This is a genomic window from Paraburkholderia xenovorans (genome assembly GCF_046030735.1).
Classification (GTDB): domain Bacteria; phylum Pseudomonadota; class Gammaproteobacteria; order Burkholderiales; family Burkholderiaceae; genus Paraburkholderia; species Paraburkholderia xenovorans_A.
This window is the reverse complement of the sequence record NZ_JAQQBV010000002.1, coordinates 251,185-276,446: the sequence shown is the minus strand read 5'-3', so window position 1 is coordinate 276,446 and position 25,262 is coordinate 251,185. Positions and strand designations below refer to the sequence as shown.

Annotated in this window: 21 protein-coding genes; 12 read left to right on the top strand and 9 right to left on the bottom strand. The window is 64.1% G+C overall.

Features of this window, described 5'->3' with window-relative positions; genetic code table 11:
- The first annotated feature begins 38 nt into the window (after window positions 1-38).
- The 4 genes from PQQ51_RS02935 to PQQ51_RS02920 are packed head-to-tail and all read left to right on the top strand — an operon-like array spanning window position 39 to window position 5,149.
- A complete protein-coding gene (locus PQQ51_RS02935) occupies window positions 39-464 on the top strand; it encodes a DUF6088 family protein (protein ID WP_408494673.1) in 426 nt (141 codons plus the stop codon).
- On the top strand, window positions 427-1,113 hold the full coding sequence (locus PQQ51_RS02930) for a nucleotidyl transferase AbiEii/AbiGii toxin family protein (protein ID WP_408494671.1): 687 nt from the start codon (window positions 427-429) through the stop codon (window positions 1,111-1,113). The genes PQQ51_RS02935 and PQQ51_RS02930 overlap by 38 nt, the downstream gene beginning before the upstream one ends.
- The gene (locus PQQ51_RS02925) at window positions 1,059-2,852 is read left to right on the top strand and encodes a VRR-NUC domain-containing protein (RefSeq protein WP_408494669.1); all 1,794 of its coding nucleotides are present in this window, start codon (window positions 1,059-1,061) and stop codon (window positions 2,850-2,852) included. Before PQQ51_RS02930 ends, PQQ51_RS02925 begins: the two co-directional genes overlap by 55 nt.
- Window positions 2,849-5,149 carry an ATP-dependent DNA helicase gene (locus PQQ51_RS02920; RefSeq protein ID WP_408494667.1) on the top strand — a complete coding sequence of 767 codons (2,301 nt, stop codon included), beginning with the start codon at window positions 2,849-2,851 and terminating at the stop codon, window positions 5,147-5,149. The genes PQQ51_RS02925 and PQQ51_RS02920 overlap by 4 nt, the downstream gene beginning before the upstream one ends.
- A gap of 64 nt (window positions 5,150-5,213) precedes the next feature.
- On the opposite strand, the gene PQQ51_RS02915 is transcribed toward PQQ51_RS02920, so the two are convergent.
- The 4 genes from PQQ51_RS02915 to PQQ51_RS02900 form a co-directional block, all read right to left on the bottom strand.
- Window positions 5,214-7,886: a mechanosensitive ion channel family protein gene (locus tag PQQ51_RS02915; protein ID WP_408494665.1), complete on the bottom strand. Its 2,673-nt coding sequence runs from the start codon at window positions 7,884-7,886 to the stop codon at window positions 5,214-5,216.
- 202 nt (window positions 7,887-8,088) lie between these two features.
- A complete protein-coding gene (locus PQQ51_RS02910; RefSeq protein WP_408494662.1) occupies window positions 8,089-8,439 on the bottom strand; it encodes an NIPSNAP family protein in 351 nt (116 codons plus the stop codon).
- 122 nt (window positions 8,440-8,561) lie between these two features.
- On the bottom strand, window positions 8,562-10,226 hold the full coding sequence (locus PQQ51_RS02905) for an MFS transporter (protein ID WP_408494660.1): 1,665 nt from the start codon (window positions 10,224-10,226) through the stop codon (window positions 8,562-8,564).
- A gap of 117 nt (window positions 10,227-10,343) precedes the next feature.
- Window positions 10,344-11,783 carry a sigma 54-interacting transcriptional regulator gene (locus PQQ51_RS02900; protein ID WP_408494658.1) on the bottom strand — a complete coding sequence of 480 codons (1,440 nt, stop codon included), beginning with the start codon at window positions 11,781-11,783 and terminating at the stop codon, window positions 10,344-10,346.
- A 99-nt stretch (window positions 11,784-11,882) separates the two neighbouring features.
- Between PQQ51_RS02900 and PQQ51_RS02895 the strand changes: the two genes are divergently transcribed.
- From PQQ51_RS02895 to PQQ51_RS02875, 5 genes are all read left to right on the top strand, one after another.
- Window positions 11,883-12,260 (top strand): hypothetical protein, encoded by a 378-nt coding sequence (locus PQQ51_RS02895; RefSeq protein ID WP_408494656.1) that lies wholly within the window; start codon window positions 11,883-11,885, stop codon window positions 12,258-12,260.
- 891 nt (window positions 12,261-13,151) lie between these two features.
- Window positions 13,152-13,478, top strand: coding sequence for a hypothetical protein (locus tag PQQ51_RS02890; protein ID WP_408494654.1), 327 nt, complete (start codon window positions 13,152-13,154; stop codon window positions 13,476-13,478).
- Window positions 13,479-13,541: 63 nt separating this feature from the next.
- Complete coding sequence (locus PQQ51_RS02885; RefSeq protein WP_408494652.1) at window positions 13,542-14,747, top strand: CpaE/TadZ family protein; 1,206 nt, start codon at window positions 13,542-13,544, stop codon at window positions 14,745-14,747.
- Between the two features lie 159 nt (window positions 14,748-14,906).
- Window positions 14,907-15,947 (top strand): bifunctional nicotinamide-nucleotide adenylyltransferase/Nudix hydroxylase, encoded by a 1,041-nt coding sequence (locus PQQ51_RS02880; protein WP_408494650.1) that lies wholly within the window; start codon window positions 14,907-14,909, stop codon window positions 15,945-15,947.
- Window positions 15,948-16,026: 79 nt separating this feature from the next.
- Window positions 16,027-17,466, top strand: a complete 1,440-nt coding sequence (locus PQQ51_RS02875; protein ID WP_408494648.1) for a nicotinate phosphoribosyltransferase — start codon at window positions 16,027-16,029, stop codon at window positions 17,464-17,466.
- A gap of 23 nt (window positions 17,467-17,489) precedes the next feature.
- On the opposite strand, the gene PQQ51_RS02870 is transcribed toward PQQ51_RS02875, so the two are convergent.
- Together PQQ51_RS02870 and PQQ51_RS02865 are read right to left on the bottom strand one after the other, a co-directional pair.
- Window positions 17,490-19,319 carry an ABC transporter ATP-binding protein/permease gene (locus PQQ51_RS02870; RefSeq protein WP_408494646.1) on the bottom strand — a complete coding sequence of 610 codons (1,830 nt, stop codon included), beginning with the start codon at window positions 19,317-19,319 and terminating at the stop codon, window positions 17,490-17,492.
- A gap of 3 nt (window positions 19,320-19,322) precedes the next feature.
- Window positions 19,323-20,198 carry an extracellular solute-binding protein gene (locus PQQ51_RS02865; protein ID WP_408494644.1) on the bottom strand — a complete coding sequence of 292 codons (876 nt, stop codon included), beginning with the start codon at window positions 20,196-20,198 and terminating at the stop codon, window positions 19,323-19,325.
- Window positions 20,199-20,467: 269 nt separating this feature from the next.
- Between PQQ51_RS02865 and PQQ51_RS02860 the strand changes: the two genes are divergently transcribed.
- The 3 genes from PQQ51_RS02860 (at window position 20,468) to PQQ51_RS02850 (ending at window position 22,076) form a co-directional block, all read left to right on the top strand.
- Complete coding sequence (locus PQQ51_RS02860; RefSeq protein ID WP_408494642.1) at window positions 20,468-20,956, top strand: molybdopterin-dependent oxidoreductase; 489 nt, start codon at window positions 20,468-20,470, stop codon at window positions 20,954-20,956.
- Window positions 20,957-21,011: 55 nt separating this feature from the next.
- Window positions 21,012-21,614 (top strand): nitrogen fixation protein NifQ, encoded by a 603-nt coding sequence (locus PQQ51_RS02855; RefSeq protein ID WP_408494640.1) that lies wholly within the window; start codon window positions 21,012-21,014, stop codon window positions 21,612-21,614.
- Window positions 21,615-21,752: 138 nt separating this feature from the next.
- Window positions 21,753-22,076 carry a winged helix-turn-helix domain-containing protein gene (locus PQQ51_RS02850; RefSeq protein ID WP_527250783.1) on the top strand — a complete coding sequence of 108 codons (324 nt, stop codon included), beginning with the start codon at window positions 21,753-21,755 and terminating at the stop codon, window positions 22,074-22,076.
- A gap of 30 nt (window positions 22,077-22,106) precedes the next feature.
- Here the strand turns inward: PQQ51_RS02850 and PQQ51_RS02845 are convergent, their stop codons facing one another.
- The 3 genes from PQQ51_RS02845 to PQQ51_RS02835 all read right to left on the bottom strand — a co-directional run bounded on the left by PQQ51_RS02845 (window position 22,107) and on the right by PQQ51_RS02835 (window position 25,255).
- Window positions 22,107-23,459, bottom strand: coding sequence for a DUF2325 domain-containing protein (locus tag PQQ51_RS02845; RefSeq protein WP_408494636.1), 1,353 nt, complete (start codon window positions 23,457-23,459; stop codon window positions 22,107-22,109).
- Between the two features lie 138 nt (window positions 23,460-23,597).
- Entirely contained in the window at window positions 23,598-24,185 is a 588-nt protein-coding gene (locus PQQ51_RS02840; protein WP_408494634.1) for a hypothetical protein, read from the bottom strand.
- A gap of 194 nt (window positions 24,186-24,379) precedes the next feature.
- The gene (locus PQQ51_RS02835; RefSeq protein WP_408494632.1) at window positions 24,380-25,255 is read right to left on the bottom strand and encodes a LysR family transcriptional regulator; all 876 of its coding nucleotides are present in this window, start codon (window positions 25,253-25,255) and stop codon (window positions 24,380-24,382) included.
- Window positions 25,256-25,262: the final 7 nt, after the last annotated feature.

The window sequence follows — 25,262 nt, the reverse complement described above, 5'->3', positions numbered from 1 at the left end:
GAATGTATTTCAAGATTACTTGGTGAGCGGAGTTTGTCATGGTTCTGGAAGATCGTCTGAAGATAGCAGTGGGTAGGCGCTCGTCCGACGTATTCTTGCGGACCGACTTCGCACGCCTTGGCAGCGAAGCTCAGGTAGGGCGGGCGCTTCGCAAGCTGGTCGAGGAGGGCGTCATTGTGAAACTCGGCGTGGGCGTCTATGCAAAAGCCAAGCGCAGCGTTCTGTCCGGTGCGCCGATTCCGGTTCAACCGGTGGAAATTCTGGCCGAACAGGCGCTGACCAGATTGGGCGTGAAGGTCTACCCGAGCAAGCAGGCCGAGTTGTACAACGCGGGTGAGACAACTCAATTGCCGCCTGGAGCGGTGATCAACACCGGAAATCGCCGTATCGTGCGCAAATTGGGTTTCGGCAAGAAAACTGTTCAATATGAAAATAATTTCGGCCGAGCAGAAAGACCTCATTGATGCGATCACGGCCGAAGGGCTGGCGGGGGAACTGTCCGCGTTTGTTCTCGAGAAAGATGTCCACGTCACCGACGCACTGCATGCGTTGGCCGATCTGCGACACGACCACGTTCAATTCGTATTCTGCGGTGGGACGAGTCTGTCCAAAGCGCACGGGCTGATCGAGAGGATGTCGGAAGATGTCGATTTGAAGGTAGTCCTCAACGCGGATCACGGTCTTTCGCAAAGCGGGTTGCGAGCGCATCTTGGCAAGCTCAAAATTGCGGTCGTCGAGACAATGCAAGCCTCGGGCTTCCAGCCGATTGAAGAAGAACAGCGGGCATTGAACGCGAACCGCTACTTCGCCTCAGGCTGGAATTACCAGACGCGATACGCCGCTCACGCCAGCTTGCGGCCACATCTGCGGCATATCTACGATACCTACTGCATCGTCTGCTCGGACAATACAGTGGTCGATCGAGCCGTATCGCGCTTCAGAACTCTCGTGGATTACGACTCGTGGCGAATTCGGTCATCACGCCGAGTTCGTCGGCCGTCCCCGCCCCGGACTTTGCTATCATCACTGTATAAACATACAGGTTTCATGAAAGCGCCGTGGCGACACATCTTCCGCCGGACAACCGTTCCGGCGTCCCTTATTACCTGCTGAACTTCGAGCGCGCGCTTGCGTGGCTCGCCGAGCGTTACGACGATTTGCTGGACGAGCGCGAGCATGGCTTCCTGCGCGATTTCGCGGTTTTGCCGCAGCCTTCGCGCGCGCTGCTCGTACGGATGCTGATGCGCAAGGGCGCGTTGTTCCGCGCGAGCCGACTCGCGTACGACGAAATCGGCTGTCCCTTGCAGGCGGCCGCGCCGCTGGCCGAACTCGGTTGGGTCGATACCGAGCCGGACCTGACGCTCGACGATCTGTTCGCGCTGACCACGCGCCCCGAGTTACTGCTGATCTTCGCGGGCGCCATCGCGTTGATTCCAGGCGCAAAGGCTTTACGCAAGCCCGAATTGCTGGAAACGCTGCGGCCGTTTCACGAGCCAGCCGGCGACGAAAGAGAAAACGACGACGAGTTCAGCAGCCCTCCCAACCCAGCCCGCCCACTTTCCGCCTGGCATACCGCCACCCCCGACCGCATCCTGCACGTCGCGATCGCGCCGCTCTGCGAGCGCTTACGTCTGATGTTCTTCGGCAATCTGCAGCAGGACTGGTCCGAGTTCGTGCTCGCCGACCTCGGCGTGTTCCAGTACGAAACCGTTGCGTTCTCACCGTCGTCGCGGGCGTTCCAGCAGCGCGCGGACGTCGACGTGTATCTCGCGTTGCAGGCCTGCCGCGATGCGCTCGACGGGCTGCCTGAGGGCGAAACCGCCGTCGACGAACTGATCGCCGCCGTCGTCGCGATCGAAACCGCGAATCCGTGGCTCGAAACGCGTCGAGCGAAGCTGCTGTTCCGCATCGGTCATCATTGCGAGCGTCAGCACGACTGGGCCCCCGCGCTAGCAGTGTACGATCGCAGCGCTTGGCCCGGCGCGCGGCATCGGCGCATGCGCGTGCTCGAACGCAGCGAGCGTTTCGACGAAGCGCTCGCCCTCGCCATGCAAGCCGCCGCCACGCCGGAAAGCGAAGAAGAAGCGCAGCGCGTCGCACGCATGTTGCCGCGCTTGCAGCGCAAGTGCGGCGCATCGGCGGTCCGTGCGCAGGCCGCGCGGCCGGTCGAACGCGACACGCTGGTGCTGCCGAGGCCGGACACGGCGCTGCCGGTCGAATACGTCGCCCGCGATCATTTGACGTCGGGCGACGCGCCGGTCCATTACGTCGAAAACGCGCTGATCAATTCGTTGTTTGGTCTGCTGTGCTGGGAGCCGGTGTTCGCCGCGTTGCCCGGCGCGTTTTTTCATCCGTTCCAGCGCGGTCCGGCCGATCTGCATGCGCCGGATTTTCATCTGCGTCGCGCGCCGCAGTTCGCCGCGTGCCTCGCGCAACTCGAGAGCGGCGCATATCGCGACACGATCTTGCGGCATCTCGAGATCAAGAGCGGGCTGCAATCGCCGTTCGTCTTCTGGGGGATGCTGAGCCCGGAACTGGTGAGTCTCGCGCTCGATTGCCTGCCCGCCGCGCATCTGAAATTGTGGTTCGAACGGCTATTGCGCGATATCCGCAGCAATCGCTCGGGTTTGCCGGACCTGATCCGCTTCTGGCCGGCCGAACGGCGCTATGAACTGATTGAAGTCAAAGGCCCCGGCGACCGCTTGCAGGACAACCAGATCCGCTGGCTCGCGTACTGCGTGCAGCATCGCATGCCCGTGCGTGTACTCGACGTGCGCTGGGCCGATGAACCCGCCACTGCCAGCGCGGTCACGCTGCCCGCCGCAGCGACCGCCACCGAGGCCGCGACATGACCTACGTGGTCGCGGTCCGCGCGATGTGCGAATTCACCGCGCGCCGCGGCGATCTGGATTTGCGCTTCACGCCGGCGCCGACGTCGCTCGAAGGGATGGCCGGCCACGTGACGGTCGCGGGACGGCGCGCGAGCGGTTACGAAACCGAGATCACGCTGACAGGCACGCATCGCAGCCTGACGGTGCGCGGCCGTGCTGACGGCTACGACCCGACGGCGAACCGGCTCGAAGAGGTCAAGACCCATCGCGGTTCGCTCGAACGGATGCCGGACAATCACCGCACGTTGCATTGGGCGCAGGCGCTGGTGTACGGCCATCTGCTGTGCCGGGCGCGTGGGCTGGCCGGGTTGACGGTCGCGTTGGTGTATTTCGACGTCGGTAATCAGAAGGAAACGCTGCTGACCGAAACGCATACCGCGCGCGAACTGGAGATGTTCTTCGTCGAGCAATGCGAGCGTTTTCTCGACTGGGCCGTGCAGGAGGAATCGCATCGCGCGGCACGCAACGCCGCGCTTGGCCGATTGCAGTTCCCACACGGGCAGTTCCGCAGCGGGCAGCGGGAACTCGCGGTGTCGGTCTATCGGGCCGCGCGCGACGGCAAGCCGTTGATGGCGCAGGCGCCCACCGGCATCGGCAAAACGCTCGCCACGATTTTCCCGTTGCTGAAGGCGTGTGCGTCGGATCAGATCGACCGCGTGTTCTTCCTCACCGCGAAAACGCCGGGCCGCGCGCTCGCGCTCGATGCGATCGACACGCTGCATGCGAGCGCCACAGCCGCAACCGCCACGCTGCAACCGCTGCCTGTGCCTTTGCGAACCCTGGAACTGGTCGCACGCGACAAATCCTGCGAGCATCCCGACAAGGCCTGCAACGGCGAGTCCTGTCCGCTTGCGCGCGGCTTCTACGACCGTCTGGACGCCGCCCGCAGCGCCGCGCTGGCCGGCCGCAAGCTCGACCGCGCCGCAGTGCGCGAGGCGGCGCTCGCGCACGAGGTCTGCCCGTACTATCTGGCGCAGGAGCTGGCACGCTGGGCCGACGTGGTGGTCGGCGACTACAACTACTACTACGACAGCAGCGCGATGCTGTACGCGCTCACGCAGATCAATCAGTGGCGGGTCGGCGTACTGGTCGACGAGGCGCACAACCTGCTTGAGCGCGCGCGCCGGATGTACAGCGCGTCGCTCGATCAGGCGGCTTTCAGGCTCGCGCGCAAGACCGCGCCGGTCAGCTTGCGCAAGCCGCTCGAACGTCTGCAACGCGAATGGAACGCGGTGAAGCGCGCGCAGGCCGAGCAGGCCGCGACGTATCAGGTCTATCCCGACGTGCCCGGCAAACTGCTGTCGGCTGCGCAGAATCTGATCGGCGCGGTGACCGATCAGCTTGCCGAGGCGCCGCTTTCCATCGACGAAGCATCGCTGCGCTTTTTCTTCGACGCGATGCATTTCGTCGCGTTGGCCGAGCAGTTCGGCGAGCACTCGATCTTCGACATCACGCTGACCGAGGATCGCCACGCGCCACGCGACAAAACCAGCAGCACGCTATGCGTGCGCAACGTGATTCCGGCGCCGTTCCTCGCGCCGCGCTACGACGCCGCGCGTACCACCGTGCTGTTTTCGGGCACGCTCAATCCGCATCATTTCTATCGCGACACGCTGGGTCTGCCTGAGCACACGACCTGGCTGGACGTGGAAGGCCCGTTTCGCGCCGAGCAATTGCAGGTGCGTGTGGCCGGCAACGTGTCGACCCGCTGGCGCGATCGCGAGCGCTCGTTGATGCCGATCGTCGAGTTGATCGCACGGCAGTACGCGGCGCAGCCCGGCAACTATCTCGGCTTTCTCAGTAGCTTCGAGTACCTGCAGCAAGTGGTGGCGCTGCTGCGGGAACGTCATCCGGCGCTGCCTGTGTGGGCGCAGGAGCCGGGCATGGACGAGGCGGCGCGCGACGCGTTCCTCGCGCGCTTTCGCACGATGAACCAGGGCGTGGGCTTCGCCGTGCTGGGCGGCGCGTTCTCGGAGGGTATCGATCTGGTCGGCCAGCAGTTGATCGGCGCGTTCATCGCGACGCTGGGTTTGCCGCAGATGAACGACGTCAACGAGCAGATGCGCCGCACGATGGACGCGAAGTTCGGCAACGGCTACGACTACATGTACCTGTACCCCGGTTTGCAGAAGGTCGTGCAGGCCGCGGGACGCGTGATTCGTACGGAGCAGGATCGAGGCGTGGTGCACCTGATCGACGATCGGTACCGGCGCGCGGAAGTGCGCCGGTTATTGCCGCGCTGGTGGGAGGTGCAGTAGGCAAGTGCGTCGGGATGCGGTCGCTCGTCGTGGACGTCGGAACGCGCCGGGCACGGCCAGTACTTCACTCGTGCGGAGAAGTCGAACCGGGATTGGCTGGCGTTCCTGGACCGCCGGCCGGCTTGGGGTCCACTGGCAGTTGGTCTTCGACGGGCGCGTCGGCCGGCTTTTTGTCGGCGTGCGGGCCGGCTGTTTCTGGCGACGCGTCGGCGAGGTCTTTCGGCGAATTCGTCGAAGCGCCAGCCGCCGCACCGTTTGTTTCGAGCTTGGCCGGCTCGCTTTCCGGATCCCACGTCAGCACATGCCGTTGCGGATTCGCGATCTCGAGGCCGCGCGCGCTGAACTGATCGAGAATGCGCCGGTTGAATTCGCGCTGCACGCCCCAGCGCGCGCTGTCGCGGCATTGGATCTGACCGGCGAGCGTGACCGCCGACCCGTCCACCCCATCCACGCCCCAGAAGCTGAAGTCGGACAGAATGCCGTCCTTGAATTTGTCGTCCTCACGCAGCGCGGCGCCGATTTCCTTCAGCGTGGCGATCGCCAGATCGACGTCCTGCCCGAACACGATGTTCACCTTCACCGCGGCGTTGCCGAGCCCGCGATTGGTGTTGTTCACCGTCGTGACCGAACTGAATGGCACGGTGAACAGCGAGCCGTCGCCGCCGCGCAGCCGCACCGTGCGGATCGACAGATACTCGACCGTGCCGGACACGCCCGCCACGGTGACCCAGTCGCCCACTTGCAGCGCGTTTTCCATCAGCAGAAAAATGCCGGTGATGAAATCCTGCACGAGTTTCTGCGAACCGAAGCCGAGCGCCACGCCGAAAATGCTCGCGCCCGCCAGCAGCGGTCCGATATTCACGCCGAGTTCGCTGAGCCCGGTGAGCACCACCACCAGCGCGATCGCGCAGAACAACGCGCTGCGCAGCATCGGCAGCAGCGTGCGCAGGCGTGTGGCGCGCACGGTGTCGCCGCTGCTGGTCCAGCGGTCCAGCCGCCGCTCGATCGACACGTTCACGCTTTCCCACACCAGCAGCGCAATGACGGCCGCCACCGCGATCGTCACGACCGCCGATGCGAGGCGATGGCCGACCGTCCCCGCGCGGAACAGATCGCTCAGATCGACGCCCCACACCTGCAACAGCGCGAGCGCGGTGACCACGCCGATGATCCACGTCACGACCCGCCGCAACAGCGGGTAGTAGCGGTATGCATGCTGATGCACGAGCGACTCGGCCGCATCGCTGTCGATGTTGAAGAGCCGCGCGAGCGCGCCGAAGATCACAATCGACACGACCCGCGCGCCGACCAGAATCGCCAGCGAAATACCGCCCAGATGCAGCAGTGCGTGATAGCCGTTCTGCACGTCGAGCGCCCAGATGAACCACAGTGCCATCACGACAAACACCGCGAACCACGCCCATGCATCGGCGAGGGCATTGCCGAACATTTCCAGCGAAGCGCGCGCGGCGAAACGCGTGCGGATCAGTTCGCCGACCGGCTTCGCGCATTGCAGGATCAGGATCGAGATCATCACGTGGGCGGCCAGGGCGACCACCTTCATCAGCGCGAGATGCGCGGCGTCGCTCAGGCCGAGCGATTGCGCGATTTCCGCGACGGCCGAACCGGCGCCGACCACGCTGACGATACGCACCATCCAGTGCTGCACGAATACGGCCCACGCGTCGCTCATCCGCAATAGACGCAGGCGCGGCGCGTGCGGCTGCAGGAAGAAGCCGCTCACGATCACGATCACGCGGCACAGCACGTAAATGTCGATCAGCGAATCGAGCGCGCGGTCTTGCGGCGTGCCGTCGTCGGTGAAGATGGACATCAGCGCGCTCGCCGCGCCGACGAATACCGCCAGCGGCAGCAGCCGTAGCACCATCGTCAGCAGCGCGCGCGGCAGGCGTTGGAGCAATGTCCAGTGATGTTGCGCGTTCTGCTTGCCTTTGGCTTCGCTGGCTTTGCCGGAGGGTTTTTCAGGGCTCATGCCGGTGCCTGCCGGCGCGGCCTGGGCGGCGGCAAGCGCTTCGGCAGCGGACGGCACCGGCAGCGGCGGAGCGGCATTCGGCGCATCGGCTGGTTGCGGTTTCACGTCGACGGGCAGGTCGGCTTGCGGCGCGGTGTCTTCGTCGCCATGCTCGCGGCGCGCGGCGAGCGCCCGGTAAGCGCGGCGCAGCAGGCGGCGCGCGAGCCACTCGAGCGCGAGCGCGGGCAGCAACGCGGCGAGCAGCGACCCGAGAACGTGTCCCAGCACGCTGCGCGCTTGCGGATTGGTCAACTGCCAGTTCCACCATGCATGTACCGACGAAACGTCGAGCAGCGCGGCGAGCGAACGGCGCAACGAGTCGCCGAGCCGCACGGCCCAATGCGCACCCTGGCGCGCCAACTGCGACGCGAGACCGTTCGACTGGAATGCAGCCGGCACGAGCGCGGCTGCGCCGCTGGCCGCGGCAGGCGCGGAAGCCGCCGACGCCGCAGCAGCCGCGGAGGCGGACGGCAGCGGCGCGGCCAGCGCGCCGGCTGCGGCGATTGCGTGCAGCGTATCGGTGACTTGCGCGCGGCGTTTGGGGTCGTTGAGGACGTCGAGCGCCTGGCGGGCCTGCTCGGGCGTGAGGCTGATCGCGGCACCCGACGCTGCCGCGGGGGCAGCCGGCTGAGCGTTGGCGGCAAAGGCCGGCGCGGCGCCGACGATGAAAAGGATGAAGAACCAGACGTGGAATAGTTTGCGCATAGGGTGTAAAGCGGGGAGCCAGAAGCGCGCGGCTGGGCCGGGACGCGTGGGCCGGGTCGGCCGGTGGACCATGAACCGACACCGGTTTAGTCGTACAAGTTCCTGCGGCGGCGTTCTGTAAGGGAACGCCGCGCGGGTTCGATAGAGTACGACATGCTGCGTCAGGTAGCAGAAAGCTTGCCTGGGCGGCCGCCTTTGGGCTTTACACCGCTTCGCTCGAAGTGCCCGCTGCCGGCACGCCCACCGTCCCTTCGACCACCTCGGTGAAGCTGCGCTCTTCGCGCAGGATGAGGCGCTTTGTCTGCGCGAGCCGGAAATTTTCTCGCGCGTCGGGATCGGTGCGCAGTCGCGCGCGGTAGGTCTCGTAGGCGGCGAGGCTGTCGAAGGCAATCAAACCCCACGCAATGTCGTTGGTGCCCTCGTGCGGCAGGAAGTAGCCGATCAGATGGCCGCCGCAGCGCGGAATAATGCGCCCCCAGTTGCGGGCGTAGTCATGGAAGACCTCGCGTTGAAACGGGTCGATCTGATAGCGGATGAAGCAGGTGATCGTCATATGAGGGTCTCCGGGCGGCTTCGAGTCGTGGGATATCAAGCGTCGATACACGCAAGTATGGGGCGGCGGCTAACCGCGACGTTTCAGCGCCTGATGAACTGTCGATGAGAATACGAGCGCGCTTACGGCCTGTCTGGCGAGCGTATCGTCGCTGCTGCCAACGCTGCGCCGGCCAGCGCGCAGACGGCCGACACCAGCGCTACGGCGCGCAAGGCCGTGCCCAATGCCGCGGCCTGAGCCTGAGCGACCTCGCGGGCTTGTTCTGGATCGGCCGAAGGAGCTTGCGGGGTGCCGTCCGAACGCGCGGATCCTTCAGCCGCTCCCAGTTGCGTCAGCCGGGCTGTGTCGCGCACCGTCTGCGGCAACTGCGACGCGGCGAGCCGTGCGTCGAGCGCGGCATCGTGCGACCACACGAACACGATGCCCAGCACCGCGATCGCCAGCAGACTCGCGACACGGGCCACCGCGTTGTTGATGCCGGACGCGACACCGGTCCGCGCAGCGGAAACCGATGCCATCACGGTCGTGGTCAGCGGCGCGACCGTGATCGTCATGCCGAGGCCGAGCACGATCAGCGCGGGCAGGAAGCCGCGCCAGTACTCGCCGCGCACCCACGGCAGCGCGAGCATCGCGAAACCGGACGCCGCGATCAGCGGCCCCACGCTCAGCAACGCCCGCGCGCCGAAGCGGCTCGTCAGCCCACCGGTCAGGCGCGACAACAACCCGATCGTGACCGGCACCGGCAGCAGCGCCGCGCCGGCTTCGGTCGCGCTGTAACCGTCAGCGCGGATCAGCGTGAACGGCAGGAAGAACAGCACGCCGCCGAGTCCGAAGTAAAGCAGCAGCGTGACAAGATTGGCGCCGACGAAGTCGCGCGAACGGAACACGTCGAGCGGCATCATCGGATTGCGGGTCCTCGCTTCGAGCACGACGAACGCGCCGAGCACCAGCAGGCCGCCGACGATCGACGCCAGCACCCAGCGATCGCCGAATCCACGCGCGGACGCGATCGTCAGCCCGTAGGTCAGCGCGGCGAGCCCCGCGGCCGCAGCGGCGGCGCCCGGCCAATCGAGCCCTGGCGGCGGCGAATCCACGCCGCCGTCGGCCGGTTCGTGCGCGCGGCTGTCGGGCACGGCCAGTGCCGCCAGCGCGATGGTTGCGCACGCAATCGGTACGTTGAGGAAGAAGATTGCCCGCCACGACAACGCGTCGACGAGCCAGCCGCCCGCCACCGGCCCGATCGCGGACGTGATGGCGCCGACGCCCGCCCATGTGCCGATCGCCTGGCCGCGCTCCTTGTCGTCGAATACCGCGCCGATGATCGCGAGACTGCTCGGCACCAGCAGCGCCGCGCCCACGCCTTGCACGGCGCGCGCGGCGATCAGCGCGCCGACGTGAGGCGCGAAACCACAGCCGATCGAGGCCAGCGTAAACAACCCGATCCCCGCGATGAAGACCGTGCGCCGGCCGAGTTTGTCGCCGAGCGAGCCGCCCACCAGCACCAGCGCGCCGAGAAACAGCAGATACGCATTGACCACCCATTGGATCGCCGCGACGCTCGAGCCGAGTTCGCTCTGGATCGATGGCAACGCGACGTTGACGACCGAGCCGTCGATGAACGCCATGCTCGAGCCGAGGATCGTGGCGGCGAGCGCAAGTTTCTTGCGGCGGCACGGGTGGTCAATATCGAGGGGCTGGGCGCGGATGGCGAGCGCGTCGCAGGGGCTTGCCTGAGCCGCAACGGTGGAGGAGGGGCGGCGCTCCACCGCAGGGTTTCGTGTGCTCACAAGGAGGTTGCCGCGCAGGAGGTCGTCGCGACGGATTGACCGAGGTGGCGCGGCTGCGGCGGCGCGGCGAACCGCAAGCGCCGCGCAAACCATTGCCGGCCGCCCCCACGCACGGCCTTAAGCCGCTGAAGTCGCCTGTTGCACGGTCTGGTCGTCGGCATCCGCTCCACCGTTGGGATTGAGCGCGCGGCCGGTGGCGCCCGGTTCCTGGTGCAGCCGGTTCGCATGCATCAGCCGGTAGAGCGTGGCGCGCGAAATGCCGAGTTCGGCAGCCGCCTCGGACAGCTTGTAGCCATGCCGTTGCAACGCGTGTTCGATCGCGTCTTTCTCGGCTTTGCTGCGGATTTCCGCCAGCGTCACGGCCGGCCCGTTGTCGGAGTCGGGCAGGCCGAGGTCGCTCGCCGTAATGAAACGGCCTTCGCTCATCACCACCGCGCGGCGCACGCAGTTGATCAGCTCGCGCACATTGCCCGGCCACGGATAGTTCGACATCGCGACGATCGCATCGCTGGACAGTCCGCGCAGTTTGCGCGCGCCGTCCTGCTTGTACATGCTGAGCGCGTAGTTGGCGAGCAGCTTGATGTCGCCGCCGCGTTCGCGCAACGGCGGCTCGACGAGGCGCAGCACGCAGAGACGGTGATACAGGTCGGAGCGGAACCGGCCGTCTTCCACGGCTTTGTCGAGGTCGACGTGGGTCGCGGAAATCACCCGGGCATTCACATTGATCGGACCGTTGCCGCCGAGCCGCTCGATCGTGCCTTCCTGCAAAAAGCGCAGCAGCACGGCCTGGCATTCATGCGGCATGTCGCCGATCTCGTCGAGAAACAACGTGCCCTCGTGCGCGCTTTCGATCCGGCCGATCTTGCGTTGCAACGCGCCGGTGAACGCGCCGCGCTCGTGGCCGAACAGTTCGGCTTGCAAAAGACTGGGCGGAATCGCCGCGCAATTGATCGCGACGAAGGGTTTGCCGGCGCGCGGCGAGCGGTCATGGATCGCGCGGGCAGTCAGTTCCTTGCCGGTGCCCGATTCGCCGGCGACGAACACTGGCGCCTCCGTCACGCCGCATTTGTCGATTCGCCGGTAAAGCTGCTGCATCGCCTCGCATTGCCCGACCATCCCGTGCCGGCCGAGCGACGGTTCCAGCACGACCCGCGCCTGGCGCAGGCTCGACAGTCCGTGCGCGTGGCCGAGCGCGAACACGAGCCGCTCGTTCATCCAGGGGCGTGTCACGAAGTCGAAGCAATAGTCGAGGATGAAGCGGCTGACCAGTTCGTCTTTCGCCTGGCCCGGCGCGATCTGCGCGACCCAGTTGGTTTCGACGCGCCGCATGCAGGACGCCAGCGCGGACAGATGTTGGGACGTGCATTCGGCAGGTAGTTCGACCAGACCGACCTTGATGTTGCCGCGTTCGATCATGCGTTCCGCGATCGCTGTGCTTTTCGCATGCACTGTTTGCCAGCCCGAGGCCGCCAGAAAACTGGCGAGGTCCTGATCGGGCGAGTTCGACACATACAGAACGGTGCGTTCCGTGTCGACAGGCGTGCAAGTCGTATTCATGTTGCCCCCGGGTCGATGCTGCGCTCTCGACTGCTGTTCTACGGTCTGGAGTGAATCGGCGAACGGCCCCGATTCACGGCCAACTGAGTCCGCCGTTCCATGGATGCGGAAGCGGCGGCATCTTTTCTCACCTTGCCCGCTGTTGCAGCGAGCAGCCTGGTGATCACGGATTCACGGCGGCGGCGATTCGGGAACATGGAACTGGCGGCGCGCGCCGCTGTTTGCTGCACGTTGCTACACATCGGACGAAAAGCGCGTCGGCTTGAAACGCCGGTCCGCGCTAAACGATTTCATCCCCGAATCAAATTTGCCGTTTCATACCTCGTTGGCCTGATACAAGGCGCTCTATGCGGCGCATGGCTTAACCATAAGCGAAAGTCCTTTGTAACGCCATACAAACAAATATGGATTCAGAACGAATTCCGCGTTTTGCACATTTGTTGTAGTGCTCAAAAAGAGCAGGTCAAGAGGGGATAAGCGCGGTGTCCCACATTTCGAAACCAATTGGCATGAACGGCCATGTCCGAGGCGTCGCTGAACCGGAAATGGCACGTCTCACGTTTGCGACAAATCGGGCAGCACGTTTTTACGCGTCATTCATGCCCCAACGCATCGGCATATTTGACCGGCGCACCGCGCAAAGCTTTGCTGGAGACGGGATGTATTGCGAGTGGCGGGTGCTTTTCTTATGTACATTTTTCTCCGACGCTTTTTGAGCGGCGGAGAACACGTGTCGAATACGAATCATCGAGCGACGCGAAGCGGGTCCGAATACGGTGCGATGCAACAAAAATCGCCGTGCCGCAAGGGATTGAGGCCGCATGGCATGGGCGTTGCAATATGCAGGCTACAAGCGGTTTGCATTGCCGCCGGACGGGTAAGCATCGGTAAACAGCGAATAAAGCCAATGTCCGGCGGCAATCAGAAACTCCGTAAAGCGCGGCCGGGGAAAGCCAATGCGTTTTACGAGGGTGCGGCGGGGCCACTCAAAAAACGGACGTCAATAAAACGGCGCGAAAGATCGATACGAGGGGTATCGGTCATTCGCGACCGGGCGACGTGAAGCGATGACCTCGCCACTTTTTTTCGTCCTCCTGGGACTTTGGGACGGAATCAGGTTGCGGGGAAGCAGCGAGCAATAGCGACAGGCACAGCGCCCGGGCTGTCGACGGGTGGCATGTGACGCATAGAACAGGGACGGGGCCGCGCACGGTCGGGACCAGCCGGCGCGAAGCAGCGGGGAGAAAAAAAGGCCTGAGCCTTCTCAGAGAGGCGCAAGTTACGAGGTTGGCCGGGCGCCGTGTTCGCGTATTCACGCGGGCACGGCTCACCTGGAAAAACTTTCAGAGCCCATCATCGGGGGATGTCATGAACAGGATCAGCAAACCGGCTGCTATCGGACTGGACCGTCGAGCCGCACAGCGCGACGAGGTTCACGGCGACATTCGCGTCAAACACACTCGCAACGACTCGATCTCCTGGCAGCGGTGCCATGCGGCGCCACGTGCGTTGTTCGCGACGCCGCCGGTGGATCTTCAAACGCTGGTCATCGCCGACGCAATCAAGCGCAAAGCGCAGCAGGAACTGCAACGCGAAGCGCTGCGCGATGCGATGTACGAGATACCGGCTTCGTCGGAACGGGACCGCGAGCGCGGCGCGGACATTCAGCCCTTCGATCCGGACGACTGCACGTGAGCGCCGGCCGCAACTGACACGGCCTCGTCTGACCGAGTGACGGCAGGCCGGCGGAGACCCGACATGATCGACATCTTTCTGATTTCGTCCAGCGCCGAACGGGCACCGCACATCGTCGCGCGCCTCGAGGAGAGCGGGGTGGTGTACCGGTTGCGCGTCGTGTACGACACGGTGCGGCAGTTGCGCCTGTATGGCGCGGCGATCCGGCACGCGGATCTGCTGATCGTCGACGAAGTCGGATTGACTGCGCGGGAGTTGAGCGGCGTCGAAGAGGCGCTCGCGTGCAATCCCCGTTTGCATTGCATGCTGGTGACGCCGGCGCCATCCGCCGCGTTGCTGGGCGCCGCGCTGCGCGTCGGCGTGCGACATGTACTGGCCTGGCCGCTCGACGCGCACGAGGTGGCGTCTTCACTCACGCAGATCGACACGCAAAAAAGCATCGGCAAGCGCCGGGCGGGACGGGTGGTGTCGATGGCGTCGTGCAAGGGCGGCAGCGGCACGACGCTGATCGCAGTGAATCTCGCTTACTCGCAGGCCGCGCTGCGCAACCGGCGCGTGCTGCTGATCGATTTGACCCAGCAGTTCGGCGATGCCAGTCTGCTGATGGCCGACAAGCCGCCGCCCACCACACTCGCGGATTTGTGCTCACAGATCGAACGTCTCGACGTCGCGCTGTTCGAGTCGTGTCTGATGCACGTGCATGCCAATCTCGACGTGCTGGCGGGCGCTGGCGATCCGCTCAAGGCAGCGGAGTTGCTGCCTGCGCAACTGGAACGGATTCTCGCGCTGGCTCGCGAGCGCTATGACGCGGTGTTGATCGATGTCGGGCAGAGTCTCAATCCGCTGACGATTCATGCACTCGATCAGAGCGACGCGATCTGCATGATCGTGCGGCAAAACCTGCTCTATTTGCACGGTGGTCGCCGCATGCTGGAGATTTTCAGGGAGCTTGGGTATTCGGCGAGCAAGGTGCGAGTGGTCGTGAATCAGTACGACAAGAACGCGCGTATCAACCTGACGACACTCGAACAGACGCTCGGCGCAAAAGTCGCGCACCAGTTGCCTCGCGATGAAAAGCTCGCGAACGAGGCGCTCAATCGTGGTGTGCCGCTCGTGACGTCGGCGAAAGACAGTGCGCTCGCGCAAGGGATCAATCTGCTTGCCGACATGCTCTGGCCTCCGTTTGTCGAGCGTCGCAAGAGCGTGCTCGGCCGCTTTCTCTCGACGTGGCCGAAGAACGGACCGCAGCAATTGAAGCCGGGACATTGACGCGCGAATTGAGTTTGCAGGCAGTTGACTCGCGCTTTAAGCTGCGATGAAACGATGAAAAACCGCCGCTCGATTGACGAGTGCGGCGACTCAACCATAGAATCGCAATACGGCAGACGGAAAGACCCGACGCCGCCCAACTACTCTTGAGGGAGCCTCATGAGCACAGTATCTTCGAAGCGTTTCGACGCTACCGTTTTCATTGGCCGTTTTCAACCGCCGCATCGCGGGCATCTTCAGGTGCTGCGCGAGGCGCTCGCTTCGGCGAAAAAGGTGTGCATTCTGATCGGCTCGACCGACAAACCGCGCACCATCAAAGACCCGTTTTCATTCGAGGAACGCCGCGAAATGCTGGCGTCGATGTTGAGTGAAGACGAACGCGAGCGCATCACCATTGCGCCCGTGCAAGATTCGACCTACAACGACAACGACTGGCTTCGCTGGACCCAGGACGCGGTGGCCGCGCAACTCGGCGATACCAGCGGCAAGAAAATCGCGCTGATCGGCCATGAAAAAGATGCGTCCTCGTACTATCTGCGCATGTTCCCGCAATGGGAATTCATCGACGTCAAAGCCGCCGAAGACATTTCCGCCACCGAAATCCGCGAGCAACTGTTTGCCGAGCGCAGCAACAGCTTCGTGCAATGGGCTGTACCCGCACCGGTGTTCGCGTGGCTCGAGCAGTTCCGCAAGCGGCCCGAATTCGCGCAATTGAAATCGGAAGCCGAGTTCATTGCCGGCTATAAAAGGAAGTGGGCTGCGGCGCCGTATGCGGTGACGTTCGTGACGGTCGACGCGCTCGTGGTGCATTCCGGGCACATTCTGCTGGTGCGTCGGCGCAGCGAACCCGGCCGCGGTTTATGGGCGTTGCCCGGCGGCTTCGTCAATCAGGATGAGCGGCTCGAAGCCGCGTGCATTCGCGAGTTGCGCGAGGAAACCGGCCTGAAGATTCCCGAACCGGTGATGCGTGGGTCGCTGAAGGATCGTCAGGTGTTCGATCATCCGCATCGATCGCTGCGTGGACGTACTATTACGCATGCGTTTCTGTTTCACTTTCCATTCGGCGAACTGCCGCGCGTAAAAGGCAGCGACGACGCGGACAAAGCGCAATGGATTCCGCTCAACGTACTGGCGACCCTGCGCAATGTGATGTTCGAAGATCACTTCGACATCGCCCATCATTTTCTGAGCAAGCTGTAGGTATTCGAGCGCATTCGAGCGCATCCGCTCCGCCGGGATAGACCTGGCGGCGATTCAACGGCCTAGAGGAGTTCTAGCCATGCAACACACCGGCAACCGTCCCGACGATATGGCGTCGATCCTGTCCAATCCGATTCTCAATACGGATTCGTACAAGGCGTCGCACTACCTGCAATATCCGCCCGAAGCGACTGCGATGTTCTCGTATATCGAGTCGCGCGGCGGCCGCTATGACCGCACGCTGTTTTTCGGTTTGCAGATGCTGATCAAGGAGTATCTGTGCAAGCCGATTACGCCGGCCATGATCGATCAGGCTAAAGCGTTCTTCACCGCGCATGGCGAGCCGTTCAACGAGGCGGGCTGGCGTTACGTGGTCGAGCAATATGGGGGCTATCTGCCGGTGCGGATTCGCGCGGTGCCGGAAGGCTCGGTGGTGCCGACGCACAATGTGCTGGTCACGGTCGAATGCGACGACCCTCGCGTGTTCTGGCTCGCGTCGTATCTGGAAACGATGCTGCTGCGCGTGTGGTATCCGATCACGGTGGCGACGCAGAGCTGGCACCTGCGCAAGACCATTCGCGGCTACCTCGAAAAGAGCAGCGACGACCTCACGCAACTGCCGTTCAAGTTGCACGATTTCGGCGCGCGCGGTGTTTCGAGTGCGGAATCGGCGGCGATCGGCGGCGCGGCGCATCTTGTCAGTTTCATGGGTTCGGACACGGTGCTGGGTGTGGTTGCCGCGAACCACTATTACAACGAGGCGATGGCGGCTTTCTCCGTGCCTGCGGCCGAGCACAGCACGATTACGTCGTGGGGACGCGAACGCGAGACCGACGCGTTCCGCAACATGATTGCGCAGTTCGGCAAGCCGGGGGCGATCGTTTCGGTGGTGTCGGATTCATACGATCTGTATGCCGCGCTTGAGGTGTGGGGCACGGAGTTGAAGCAGGCCGTGCTCGATTGCGGCGGCACGCTGGTGATTCGGCCTGATTCAGGCGATCCGTTGACTATCGTATTGCAGACGATGCGCGCGTTGGAGGCTTCGTTCGGCTCGACGGTGAACGGCAAGGGGCGCCGGGTGTTGAACAACGTGCGTGTGATTCAGGGCGATGGCGTGAATGCCGAGTCGATCGAGACGATTCTCGCGGCGATTGATGAGGCCGGGTTTGCGGCCGACAATATCGTGTTCGGGATGGGTGGCGCGTTGTTGCAGCAGATCAATCGCGATACGCAACGGTTTGCAATGAAGTGTTCCGCGATTCGACTGGGGGATGTTTGGCACGATGTGCGGAAGGACCCTGTGACCGATTCCGCGAAACGGTCGATGAAAGGGCGGATGACTTTGCTGGTTAATCGGCGTACAGGGGAGTATCGGACTGTTGTTTTGCCTATTGCCTGGGATGACCGTACCGTCGAAGGGGACTGGGAGGAAGCGCTTCAGACCGTTTTTGATTCCGGAAAGTTGTTGGTGGAAGTTGATTTTTCTCAGGTTCGGGAAAGGGCTCATGCCGGGGAGTAGGGGCCGTCTGTTTGGGGTGGTGCTCACCAAACCCCCACTCCAAACCCGCGAACGTCGAGCCGCCAAACATCTCCTTCTCGCGCGACCCCATCCCCATCGGGAACATCAAGCCGAACCCCGGCGATATTCACCCGAACATACCGCTCCCCGCGCCTGAGCTCGACACCTTCAACCACCCCCTCGTAAGCGCCGCCAGGCGACCCCACCACCGCTTGAGAAGCGACCCGCCACATCACCCGTTGCCCCGCAAAAAAATCGAATCCGCAATCGCCAGTGCCGACAGCAAACCCATTGCCCAGATCGACCAGTCCAGGCGCGACCATCACGCCTTCCCCCACGTTATGTAGCCCAAGCAACTCGGCAACCCTCATCGAAGCAGGCCGTTCGAATACCTCACCGATATAACCCGCCTGAAGCACGCGCCCTTGCTCGACAACCAGCACCTCATCCGCGAGCAATGCGGCTTCGTCGGGATCGTGCGTGACGATGATCGTCACCGCCGCAATCTCGCGCTGCAAAGCCCGCAACGACTGCTGCAATCGACGCCTGCGCGGCGTATCCAAAGCGGCAAACGGTTCGTCGAATAACAGCAGTTGACTGTGCCGCGTCAGCGCGCGCGCGAGCGCGACCCGCTGCCGTTGTCCGAAGGAAAGCTGATGCGGCAAACGCGCGACGAGTTGCGCCAGCCCCAGATGATCGAGCCAGTAGCGCGCGCTCGCGGCATCGGCATCGACCGGAAACGCAAGCTGCTGGGCCACGGTCATGTGCGGAAACAAGCCGTAGTCCTGCGGCATGTAGCCGATCTGGCGTCGCTCGGGTGGCAACGCGCTCAGATCGGCTGTTCCCAATTGCACCGAGCCGGCTTCATTGCGCTCGAGCCCCGCAATCACGCGCAATGCCAGCGATTTACCGGAACCCGATGGACCGATGATCGCCAGACGCCGCGTGACCGGCGCCCACGCCAGATCGAGATCGAACGCGCCCAGGCGTCGACGCAACTGGAACGAAAGGCGCAGATCGGCTGCATCGCCGCGACTCGCCGTGAGATCGGCGGCGGGTTCCAGTGCGTCGTCGCCATTTTCGGTCTGTTCGAGCGCGGCCTTTTGCCGAAGGCTGTAAATCGACAGCGCCGCGCAGACGACCGCAATCGCGAGAGTCGGCAGCAGCAACGGCATCATCGCGGGCAGACCCTGGCCGCCGAACACCACATACGTATAGACCGGCAGCGAATACGGGTGATAGGCGACCATCACAGTCGCGCCTAATTCGCCGAACGCACGCAGCCACGCAAGCGCTAGTCCGGCGCGAATCGCCGGCCACGCGACCGGCAGCATGACGCGCAGAAAACGGCTGCCGGCATGATGGCCGAGTGTCGCGGCGACGTGGTCGAGTACCGGATCGACCGCCGTAAAAGCGGATTTTGCGGCGATGATCAGGAACGGCGCGGCCACGAATGTTTCCGCGAGCACAATGCCGGCAAACGAATCCGTCAGCAGGCCGCCCGTCAGTTTGCCGACCCAGCTATACGGTCCGAGCAGAAACAGCAGCAGCACACCGCTCGTCAGCGGCGGCAGCGCGAGCGGCAACTGCACGACGAAACCGAGCAGCGCCACCTTGCGCGAATTCGAGCGGGCGAGGAAATAGCCGAGCGGCACGCCGCCCAGCAGAATCACCAGCGTGGCGACGCTGGCGCTCGCTGCCGATACGCCAACCGCGGACCACGTCGCCGACCAGTCGACATTGGCCCAATCGGCCGCGCCGAGTTGCGGCACGCTGGCCACAAACGGCGCACACAGATAGACGGCAAGAAGCGCCGCCAGCCAAAGCAGCGGACGCGCGGCGGTACGTTGCACGACTTACTGGGCGGCGTCGATCACGGCCTGCACCGAAGGCGGCATCGCCTGGACGTTGCCGGTCACCGTTGGTTTGATCACGTCCACGCCGTGCTGCTTCAACAACGCGCGGCCTTGCGCGCTCAACAGGAAGTCGACGAAGCTGCTCGCGCCGGCACGGTTGGGTGCGTCGTTCAGAATCGTCAGCGTGTAGCTGGCCTTGGCCTGCAACTCCGGCGCCGGATGCAGTGCCGGAATCTTCAGATCGGAGGTTTCAGTGGAGTAGAAAAAGCCTGCGTCGAGCTGGCCGGATTGCAGGCGGCCCACCAGCGTTTCCTCAGGCAACACCTGCGCGGGATTTTCCGGTGCGCCCAAGGTCTTCTCGACGAGATCCGGCTGGTGATACAGGTCTGCCGCCTTCGTCATCATCTCGACGGTGAACGCGCCTTTCGGATCGAGCTTCGGATCGGTGCGGCCGATGCGGATGCCCGGCTCCTGCAACACCTGATCCCAGCGCCGGGTTTTGAAGTCCGCGGCGAACTTGCTTTGCGGGTTATAGCCGATCATCAACGGCGATTCCGCGAAGTTGACATACCACGTGACGTGGTCGCCGTTCGCCTCGCCCATCAGCCCGCTATTGACCTTCGGACTCGCGCTGATGAACACGTCGCCGCGTCGCAGCTTGCCTTTGATCTCGTTGGCGATCTTGTTCGAACCGGCCGCATAGCCGCGGAAATGCTGGCCGGTGGCCTTCTCGAACGCCGGGCCCACGCTGCGTTCCATCAGGTTCACGAGAGAGCCGGCGTACAGCACGTTGACCGTGTCGTCCTGCGCGAAGGCGGGCGCGCCGGCCGTCACGCCGGTCACGATGACGAGAGAAGCAAGCAGCTTGCGAATCATGCAAAACCCCGGTTCGTTATTAAGACCGCTATATTACGATGTCCTCGCCGGTTGTTGCAGGCAGCGTGGTAGCTATAGCGGAAATTCCGCAATCGGTTCACCTGACTCGACCGCGATATGTCCGGCGATATATTGCGTATCGGCGTGGCTTCGTGCCGTGAGCACCGACTCGGCGTAATATCCCTGCGAACATAGCGGGCACGAATCAGCCCTAACGGGCACACCGGGTGGAAGAGCCGCCCACGCATCGAGGTTGGAGATTGACGCGTATGAATACGATGAATGTGAGTGCGGCACCGGCCGTCGACGGCGGGCTCGTGCTGGGCGGGCGCTTCCAGCGTCCGTTGTCTTTCGATCTTGATCAGCTCAGAGGTTATGAAAGCGTGCAGGCCGCGCCGTTCGATCTGCGTTGCTACACGAGCAACCGGTTCATCCGCAGCGTCGAGCCGTACCGTGGTGTGCGTCTGACGACGCTGATCACGGAAGCGGGACTGCCGGACTCGGTGCCGGGCGAATTCAAGCGAACGGTGTTCGTTGCGGTGGGGCAGGATGGCTACGTCGTCACATTCTCGTGGCATGAGCTGTTCAATACGCCGGTCGGCGAGCACGTGATAGTCGCGTATGAATGCGCAGGCCGCGCGCTCAGCGCGGAAGAGGGCGCGCCGATTCTGTTTTCCGGCTCGGACATCCTGCCTGCGCCACGTCATGTGAAACGCCTCGCTCGTATCGACGCGCACGTGCTCGGCGCGTCGGCTTAGACGATTCGGGCGGAAGGCGTAGCATGAAACGTTGCTTGGCCACTGCGTCGTCGCTATGTCTAACGATCCGCTTTCATTTGCTGTGACCGCCGCCGGAGGGCCGAATGATCCGGCTGGCGAACGCACGCTCGAATGGCTGGCAGCCTCCGCCGACCCCACTTCACCCGACACGCAACTGTTCGCCAAACTGCTCGCCGCGCGCGACGTTCGTCGCGAATTCGCGCTGCTCGGCTTGCGGGAAGCGGAGTGGAACGGCTTGATGGCGCGGCGCTTCGAACGCTCTGCAACGAAAGCGCCTGCGCCCGCCGTGACAACCGGCGAGCATGCCGCATTCGTCGAATCGCTGCGCGCGTTGTTGCTGGCGTATGCCGCCAGAACAGTGGATGCCGACGATGCCCGCTGTCTCGCGTCGATCGTCGCGCATGCGTGTTTGCGGCCGGACCATTTATGGCGCGACCTGGGTCTTACCGGCCGCGAAGACGTGACGTGGATGCTGACGCGTTATTTTCCGACGCTGGTTGTGCTGAACGTCGCCAACCTGCGCTGGAAGAAATTCCTGGCGCAGCAACGCGCGCTTTCGCTCGGCTTGCAACCGGGTCCTGCGCCGGGTTGTCCGGGTTGCGAGGACTACGCACATTGCTTTCCCGCGTCGCCTTGACGTGCCGCTGCAGGCCGTTCGGCCAGGCTGGCAGCGCGAGGCGGTTCGTGTATGCTTTCGCGCATGGCAGACACCGCGAAAACCAGCTCAAGACCCGCGACAAAGAGCGCGAAGACACGCCCGGAAGTGCGCTTCAGAATGCGCATTCGCAGCGGCGAGGCCGTCGCGCTCGGTCCGGGCAAAGTCGAACTGCTCGAAGCGATACGCGAATACGGCTCGATCTCCGCAGCCGCGCGCAGCCTCGGCATGTCGTATCGGCGCGCGTGGTTGTTGGTCGACGAGTTGAACCGCTCGCTCAAGGCGCCCGCCACCGAATCGGAACAAGGCGGTCAAAGCGGTGGCGGCTGCACGCTCACGGCGGTGGGCGAATCGATCATTCGTCTGTATCGCGAGGTCGAAGCCGAGGCGCAACGAAGCTGCGCCAAACAGATCGGCGAGCTGACCCGGATGATCCGTTCCTGAACTGCCGTCCCTTCGTCAAGCAGATTAAGCTCAACCGTGCCGCAGACAGAACGCCGAAGCAGGCGGATTGCCGAGTTGCGCGAGATGCTCCGGATGCAGACGCGCCATCAGTTCGACAAAGCTCGCCACGCTCGCGGTACGCAACGGGTGATAGTCGATCTGATGACGTTCGCAGACCCGCTTGAGCGTATTCATCGAGTCGTGATCGATACAGTCGACCGGAAACACGACGATATTCGCGCCCGGCAACGCCGCGGCGAGCAGGCCCTTGCGATCTTCCACGCCGCCGTCGTGCACCACCAGATCGCCGCCGGCCGCGCCTACGAGCCGCTTGAGCGCGGCGTTCGAACCCGGTCTGCCGCCCACGTACACAATTCTTTTGCCGCGCACGCTGGCGAGGCTCGCGCGGCGTGTGTCCGCGCCGTTCAGGTCCTCGGCGGCATCCACGGTGGCCTGTTCCAGCGCGTCGCACTCGCTTTGCATGACCTTGAGCTGCGCTAGCGCCTGATCGCGACTCTTGCGCAGCGCCGCAGCGGCACCTTGCTCCTGCTGCACCCGTTGTTCGGCCGCCTCGCGCCGGCTCGTGTGCAGCGCGACGCGCTGGTCGGCGTCGGTCAACTTCTCACGCAGATGCTGCAGTTCGGCTTCGAGACCGGCGTCGCCGGCCGGCGTCCGGCGCGTGGCCAGCTCGGTGAGCTGCGCGATCTGCGCATTGAGTGCGGCGATCGTCGCATCGCGCTGCATGCTGATTTCCTGCAGACGGCTTTGCTGCCGTTCCACTTTTTCCTTCAACTCGGCGTTTTCCGCTTCGAGCGCGACCAGCCGGCGAATATCGGCGCGATTCGCCGCGCCCACCAGATGCGACAGCATGTGCAATTCGCCGAACGCCTTCTGTCTGACATGCAGGGTCGCGTAAGGATGCGTCATCAGCGCCCAATAGGCCGGCGGAATATCGCCGTTCCTGAGCGCTTCGTCCCAGAGCGCGAGCAGCGCGACGTCGTCGTCGGCTTTGTCGAAGCGGCGGATCGCTGCTGCATAGTGCTCGTCGAGCAGCTTATGCAGCGCTTTCGCGCCCGCGCCGCCGTCGATCGCGAGTTCCACTGCGCAGTGGTGTATCTCCAGATCGCTCGCATCGCGGCGGTCGAGCCCCGTGAATTTCGGCACCAGTTTGCGCAACTCATGCGTGCTGAGGCAGGTGCCGATGATCGAGCAATGCAGATTGCCGTCGAGTTCGGCGAGGCGCGCGCGTCGTCTGGTGTTCTGCACCGCGACTTTGGCCGGTGTGCAGCACGGGTCGGCCACGCGCAAACCGGTGTCGGCGATGTCGTCGCCGGAGAGCTTGAGGCGCGTGGTGTCAGCGAGACGAAACGGTGGCGTGTGCATGAGAATCTCGATCCGGGGCGGGCGTCAGGTCGGCTGCGCGAACGTGCGGGACATTCGCGGCGTGTCCAACCTGCTGCCGATATGTTTCGCGGAATATAACGATGAACGCAGCAGCTTATTCATAGGCGACATGCCGGGTCAGTCGCTTGAGCCGGTCAGTGCCGGGGCGGCGGCGTTCGACTTGCGCGCCGCGGCGGCACGCGGGGCTCCGCGTTTGGCTCGCGTTCGCGCCGGCGGCAGCTGTGCGGCGCGATGCGCATGCTGTTCCAGCACGTGGCCGACACAGAGGCCGATGAACACCGTGTCAAGACGTTCGAGCTCCGCCACCACCTTGCGCAGCGCGGCGAGGTCGTTGCTGAACGCGTCGGAGAAGATCGCGTCGCGCAGTTGTTCGGCCGAACGCGCTTCCTCGATTGCCGCCTTCAAATCGCGCAGACGCACGAACGACGTCGCCTTGGCCTGTTCGGCCAGAATCGACAGCAACTGATTCAATGAATGCGAGCCCGACGTGCCGACCGATGCGAAGTTCAACTGGTCGTCGGTCAGCATCGACACGAAGCGCTGCACGCTGCCGTAAAGGCGCCGGTAAGCGTCGACGACATCGCGAATCAGTTCGGCTCGCCCGCGCTCGGACGACGACTTCACCGCGACGATGGTCGACGAAATTTCTTTCGGGAGGCCTTCGAGGCGCCCCGGCGGTCCGGACAATGTGGTTCGACTGCGCACTGCTGCTGGCTCCTGCTCGCTTGTTTCGCTGATGTCGTGTGGATATTTCGTCGCTGTTCGGCGGTGTCGGCTGAACTGGCGGAAAACGCGCTGCGGCGGCCGACCCAGCCTACCGTAATATCCGACAGAATATAACGAAAGGCGATTCGAGTGTTAGGCGTGAAAGAGGCGCGCACGCGTGGTAGCTCTGTGAATCAGCCGTTTTTGGCGAACGCCAGAAAGGCGCGCACGGCCGGTGCCCGTTCGAATTTTCGATAGGCGAGCGCGATTTCCGACGCGATCGGCTTGCCGGCGATCTCGCGATACACGACCCCCGGCAACGCGATGCAGCCGGCCAGTGCGTGCGGCACCACCGCTACGTTGCCGCCCAGCGACACACAGGCCAGCACCGCCGCGAGCGTGCCGGGGCGCAGCCCGAGTCGCGGGGAAAAGCGGCCGCGCCGCGCCACTTCGAAAGTGCCGGCTTCCTGTTCCGGTAGCACGAAATACTGGTCGCGCAGTTGCGACGGCTTGAGTTCCGGCGCGGCCGCCAGCGCGCTATCTTCGGGCAGCGCGAGCACGAAGCGGTCGCGATGAACGGTCGTGGCTTCGATGCCGTCTTCGAGCGGCATGGGCGGGCGCACATAGGCCGCGTCGAGCAAGCCGTCGCGCAGCATCGCGGCGATGGTGTCCATCGGCACCTCGCGAATCGAAATATCGACACCGGGATGCAGACGGCGAAATGCGCCGACCGCGCGTTGCAACACGCCCGCGTAGACCGCCGACGCCACATAGCCCACTTCGATCCGCCCGAGTTCGCCGCGCTCGGCGAGCCCGGCGCGTTCTTCGCCGCGCGCGAGATGTTCGAGGGCTGCCAGTGCTTCGGCGAGATAGGCGCTGCCCGCGGCGCTCAGCACAACCGAGCGCTTGGTGCGATGAAACAGCCGGACGCCGAGCAGCCGCTCGGCCTCCTGAATCAGCTTGGTCAGCGACGGCGCGGCGATCTCCAGTTCGTCGGCGGCGCGCGAGAAATGCAGATGATTCGTGACGCAGACGAAAGCACGGATATGGCGGAGTTCGAGTTGTCTCATGGCGGCT

Bases quoted from the DNA above. Each gene is read 5' to 3' on its own strand.
- PQQ51_RS02895 (WP_408494656.1), top strand. From the start codon at position 11,883: ATGGATGCGGAAGCGGCGGCATCTTTTCTCACCTTGCCCGCTGTTGCA.
- PQQ51_RS02900 (WP_408494658.1), bottom strand. From the start codon at position 11,783: ATGAATACGACTTGCACGCCTGTCGACACGGAACGCACCGTTCTGTAT.
- PQQ51_RS02920 (WP_408494667.1), top strand. From the start codon at position 2,849: ATGACCTACGTGGTCGCGGTCCGCGCGATGTGCGAATTCACCGCGCGC.
- PQQ51_RS02875 (WP_408494648.1), top strand. From the start codon at position 16,027: ATGCAACACACCGGCAACCGTCCCGACGATATGGCGTCGATCCTGTCC.
- PQQ51_RS02865 (WP_408494644.1), bottom strand. From the start codon at position 20,198: ATGATTCGCAAGCTGCTTGCTTCTCTCGTCATCGTGACCGGCGTGACG.
- PQQ51_RS02930 (WP_408494671.1), top strand. From the start codon at position 427: ATGAAAATAATTTCGGCCGAGCAGAAAGACCTCATTGATGCGATCACG.
- PQQ51_RS02880 (WP_408494650.1), top strand. From the start codon at position 14,907: ATGAGCACAGTATCTTCGAAGCGTTTCGACGCTACCGTTTTCATTGGC.
- PQQ51_RS02910 (WP_408494662.1), bottom strand. From the start codon at position 8,439: ATGACGATCACCTGCTTCATCCGCTATCAGATCGACCCGTTTCAACGC.
- PQQ51_RS02855 (WP_408494640.1), top strand. From the start codon at position 21,012: ATGTCTAACGATCCGCTTTCATTTGCTGTGACCGCCGCCGGAGGGCCG.
- PQQ51_RS02835 (WP_408494632.1), bottom strand. From the start codon at position 25,255: ATGAGACAACTCGAACTCCGCCATATCCGTGCTTTCGTCTGCGTCACG.
- PQQ51_RS02885 (WP_408494652.1), top strand. From the start codon at position 13,542: ATGATCGACATCTTTCTGATTTCGTCCAGCGCCGAACGGGCACCGCAC.
- PQQ51_RS02890 (WP_408494654.1), top strand. From the start codon at position 13,152: ATGAACAGGATCAGCAAACCGGCTGCTATCGGACTGGACCGTCGAGCC.
- PQQ51_RS02935 (WP_408494673.1), top strand. From the start codon at position 39: ATGGTTCTGGAAGATCGTCTGAAGATAGCAGTGGGTAGGCGCTCGTCC.
- PQQ51_RS02845 (WP_408494636.1), bottom strand. From the start codon at position 23,459: ATGCACACGCCACCGTTTCGTCTCGCTGACACCACGCGCCTCAAGCTC.
- PQQ51_RS02850 (WP_527250783.1), top strand. From the start codon at position 21,753: ATGCGCATTCGCAGCGGCGAGGCCGTCGCGCTCGGTCCGGGCAAAGTC.
- PQQ51_RS02860 (WP_408494642.1), top strand. From the start codon at position 20,468: ATGAATACGATGAATGTGAGTGCGGCACCGGCCGTCGACGGCGGGCTC.
- PQQ51_RS02915 (WP_408494665.1), bottom strand. From the start codon at position 7,886: ATGCGCAAACTATTCCACGTCTGGTTCTTCATCCTTTTCATCGTCGGC.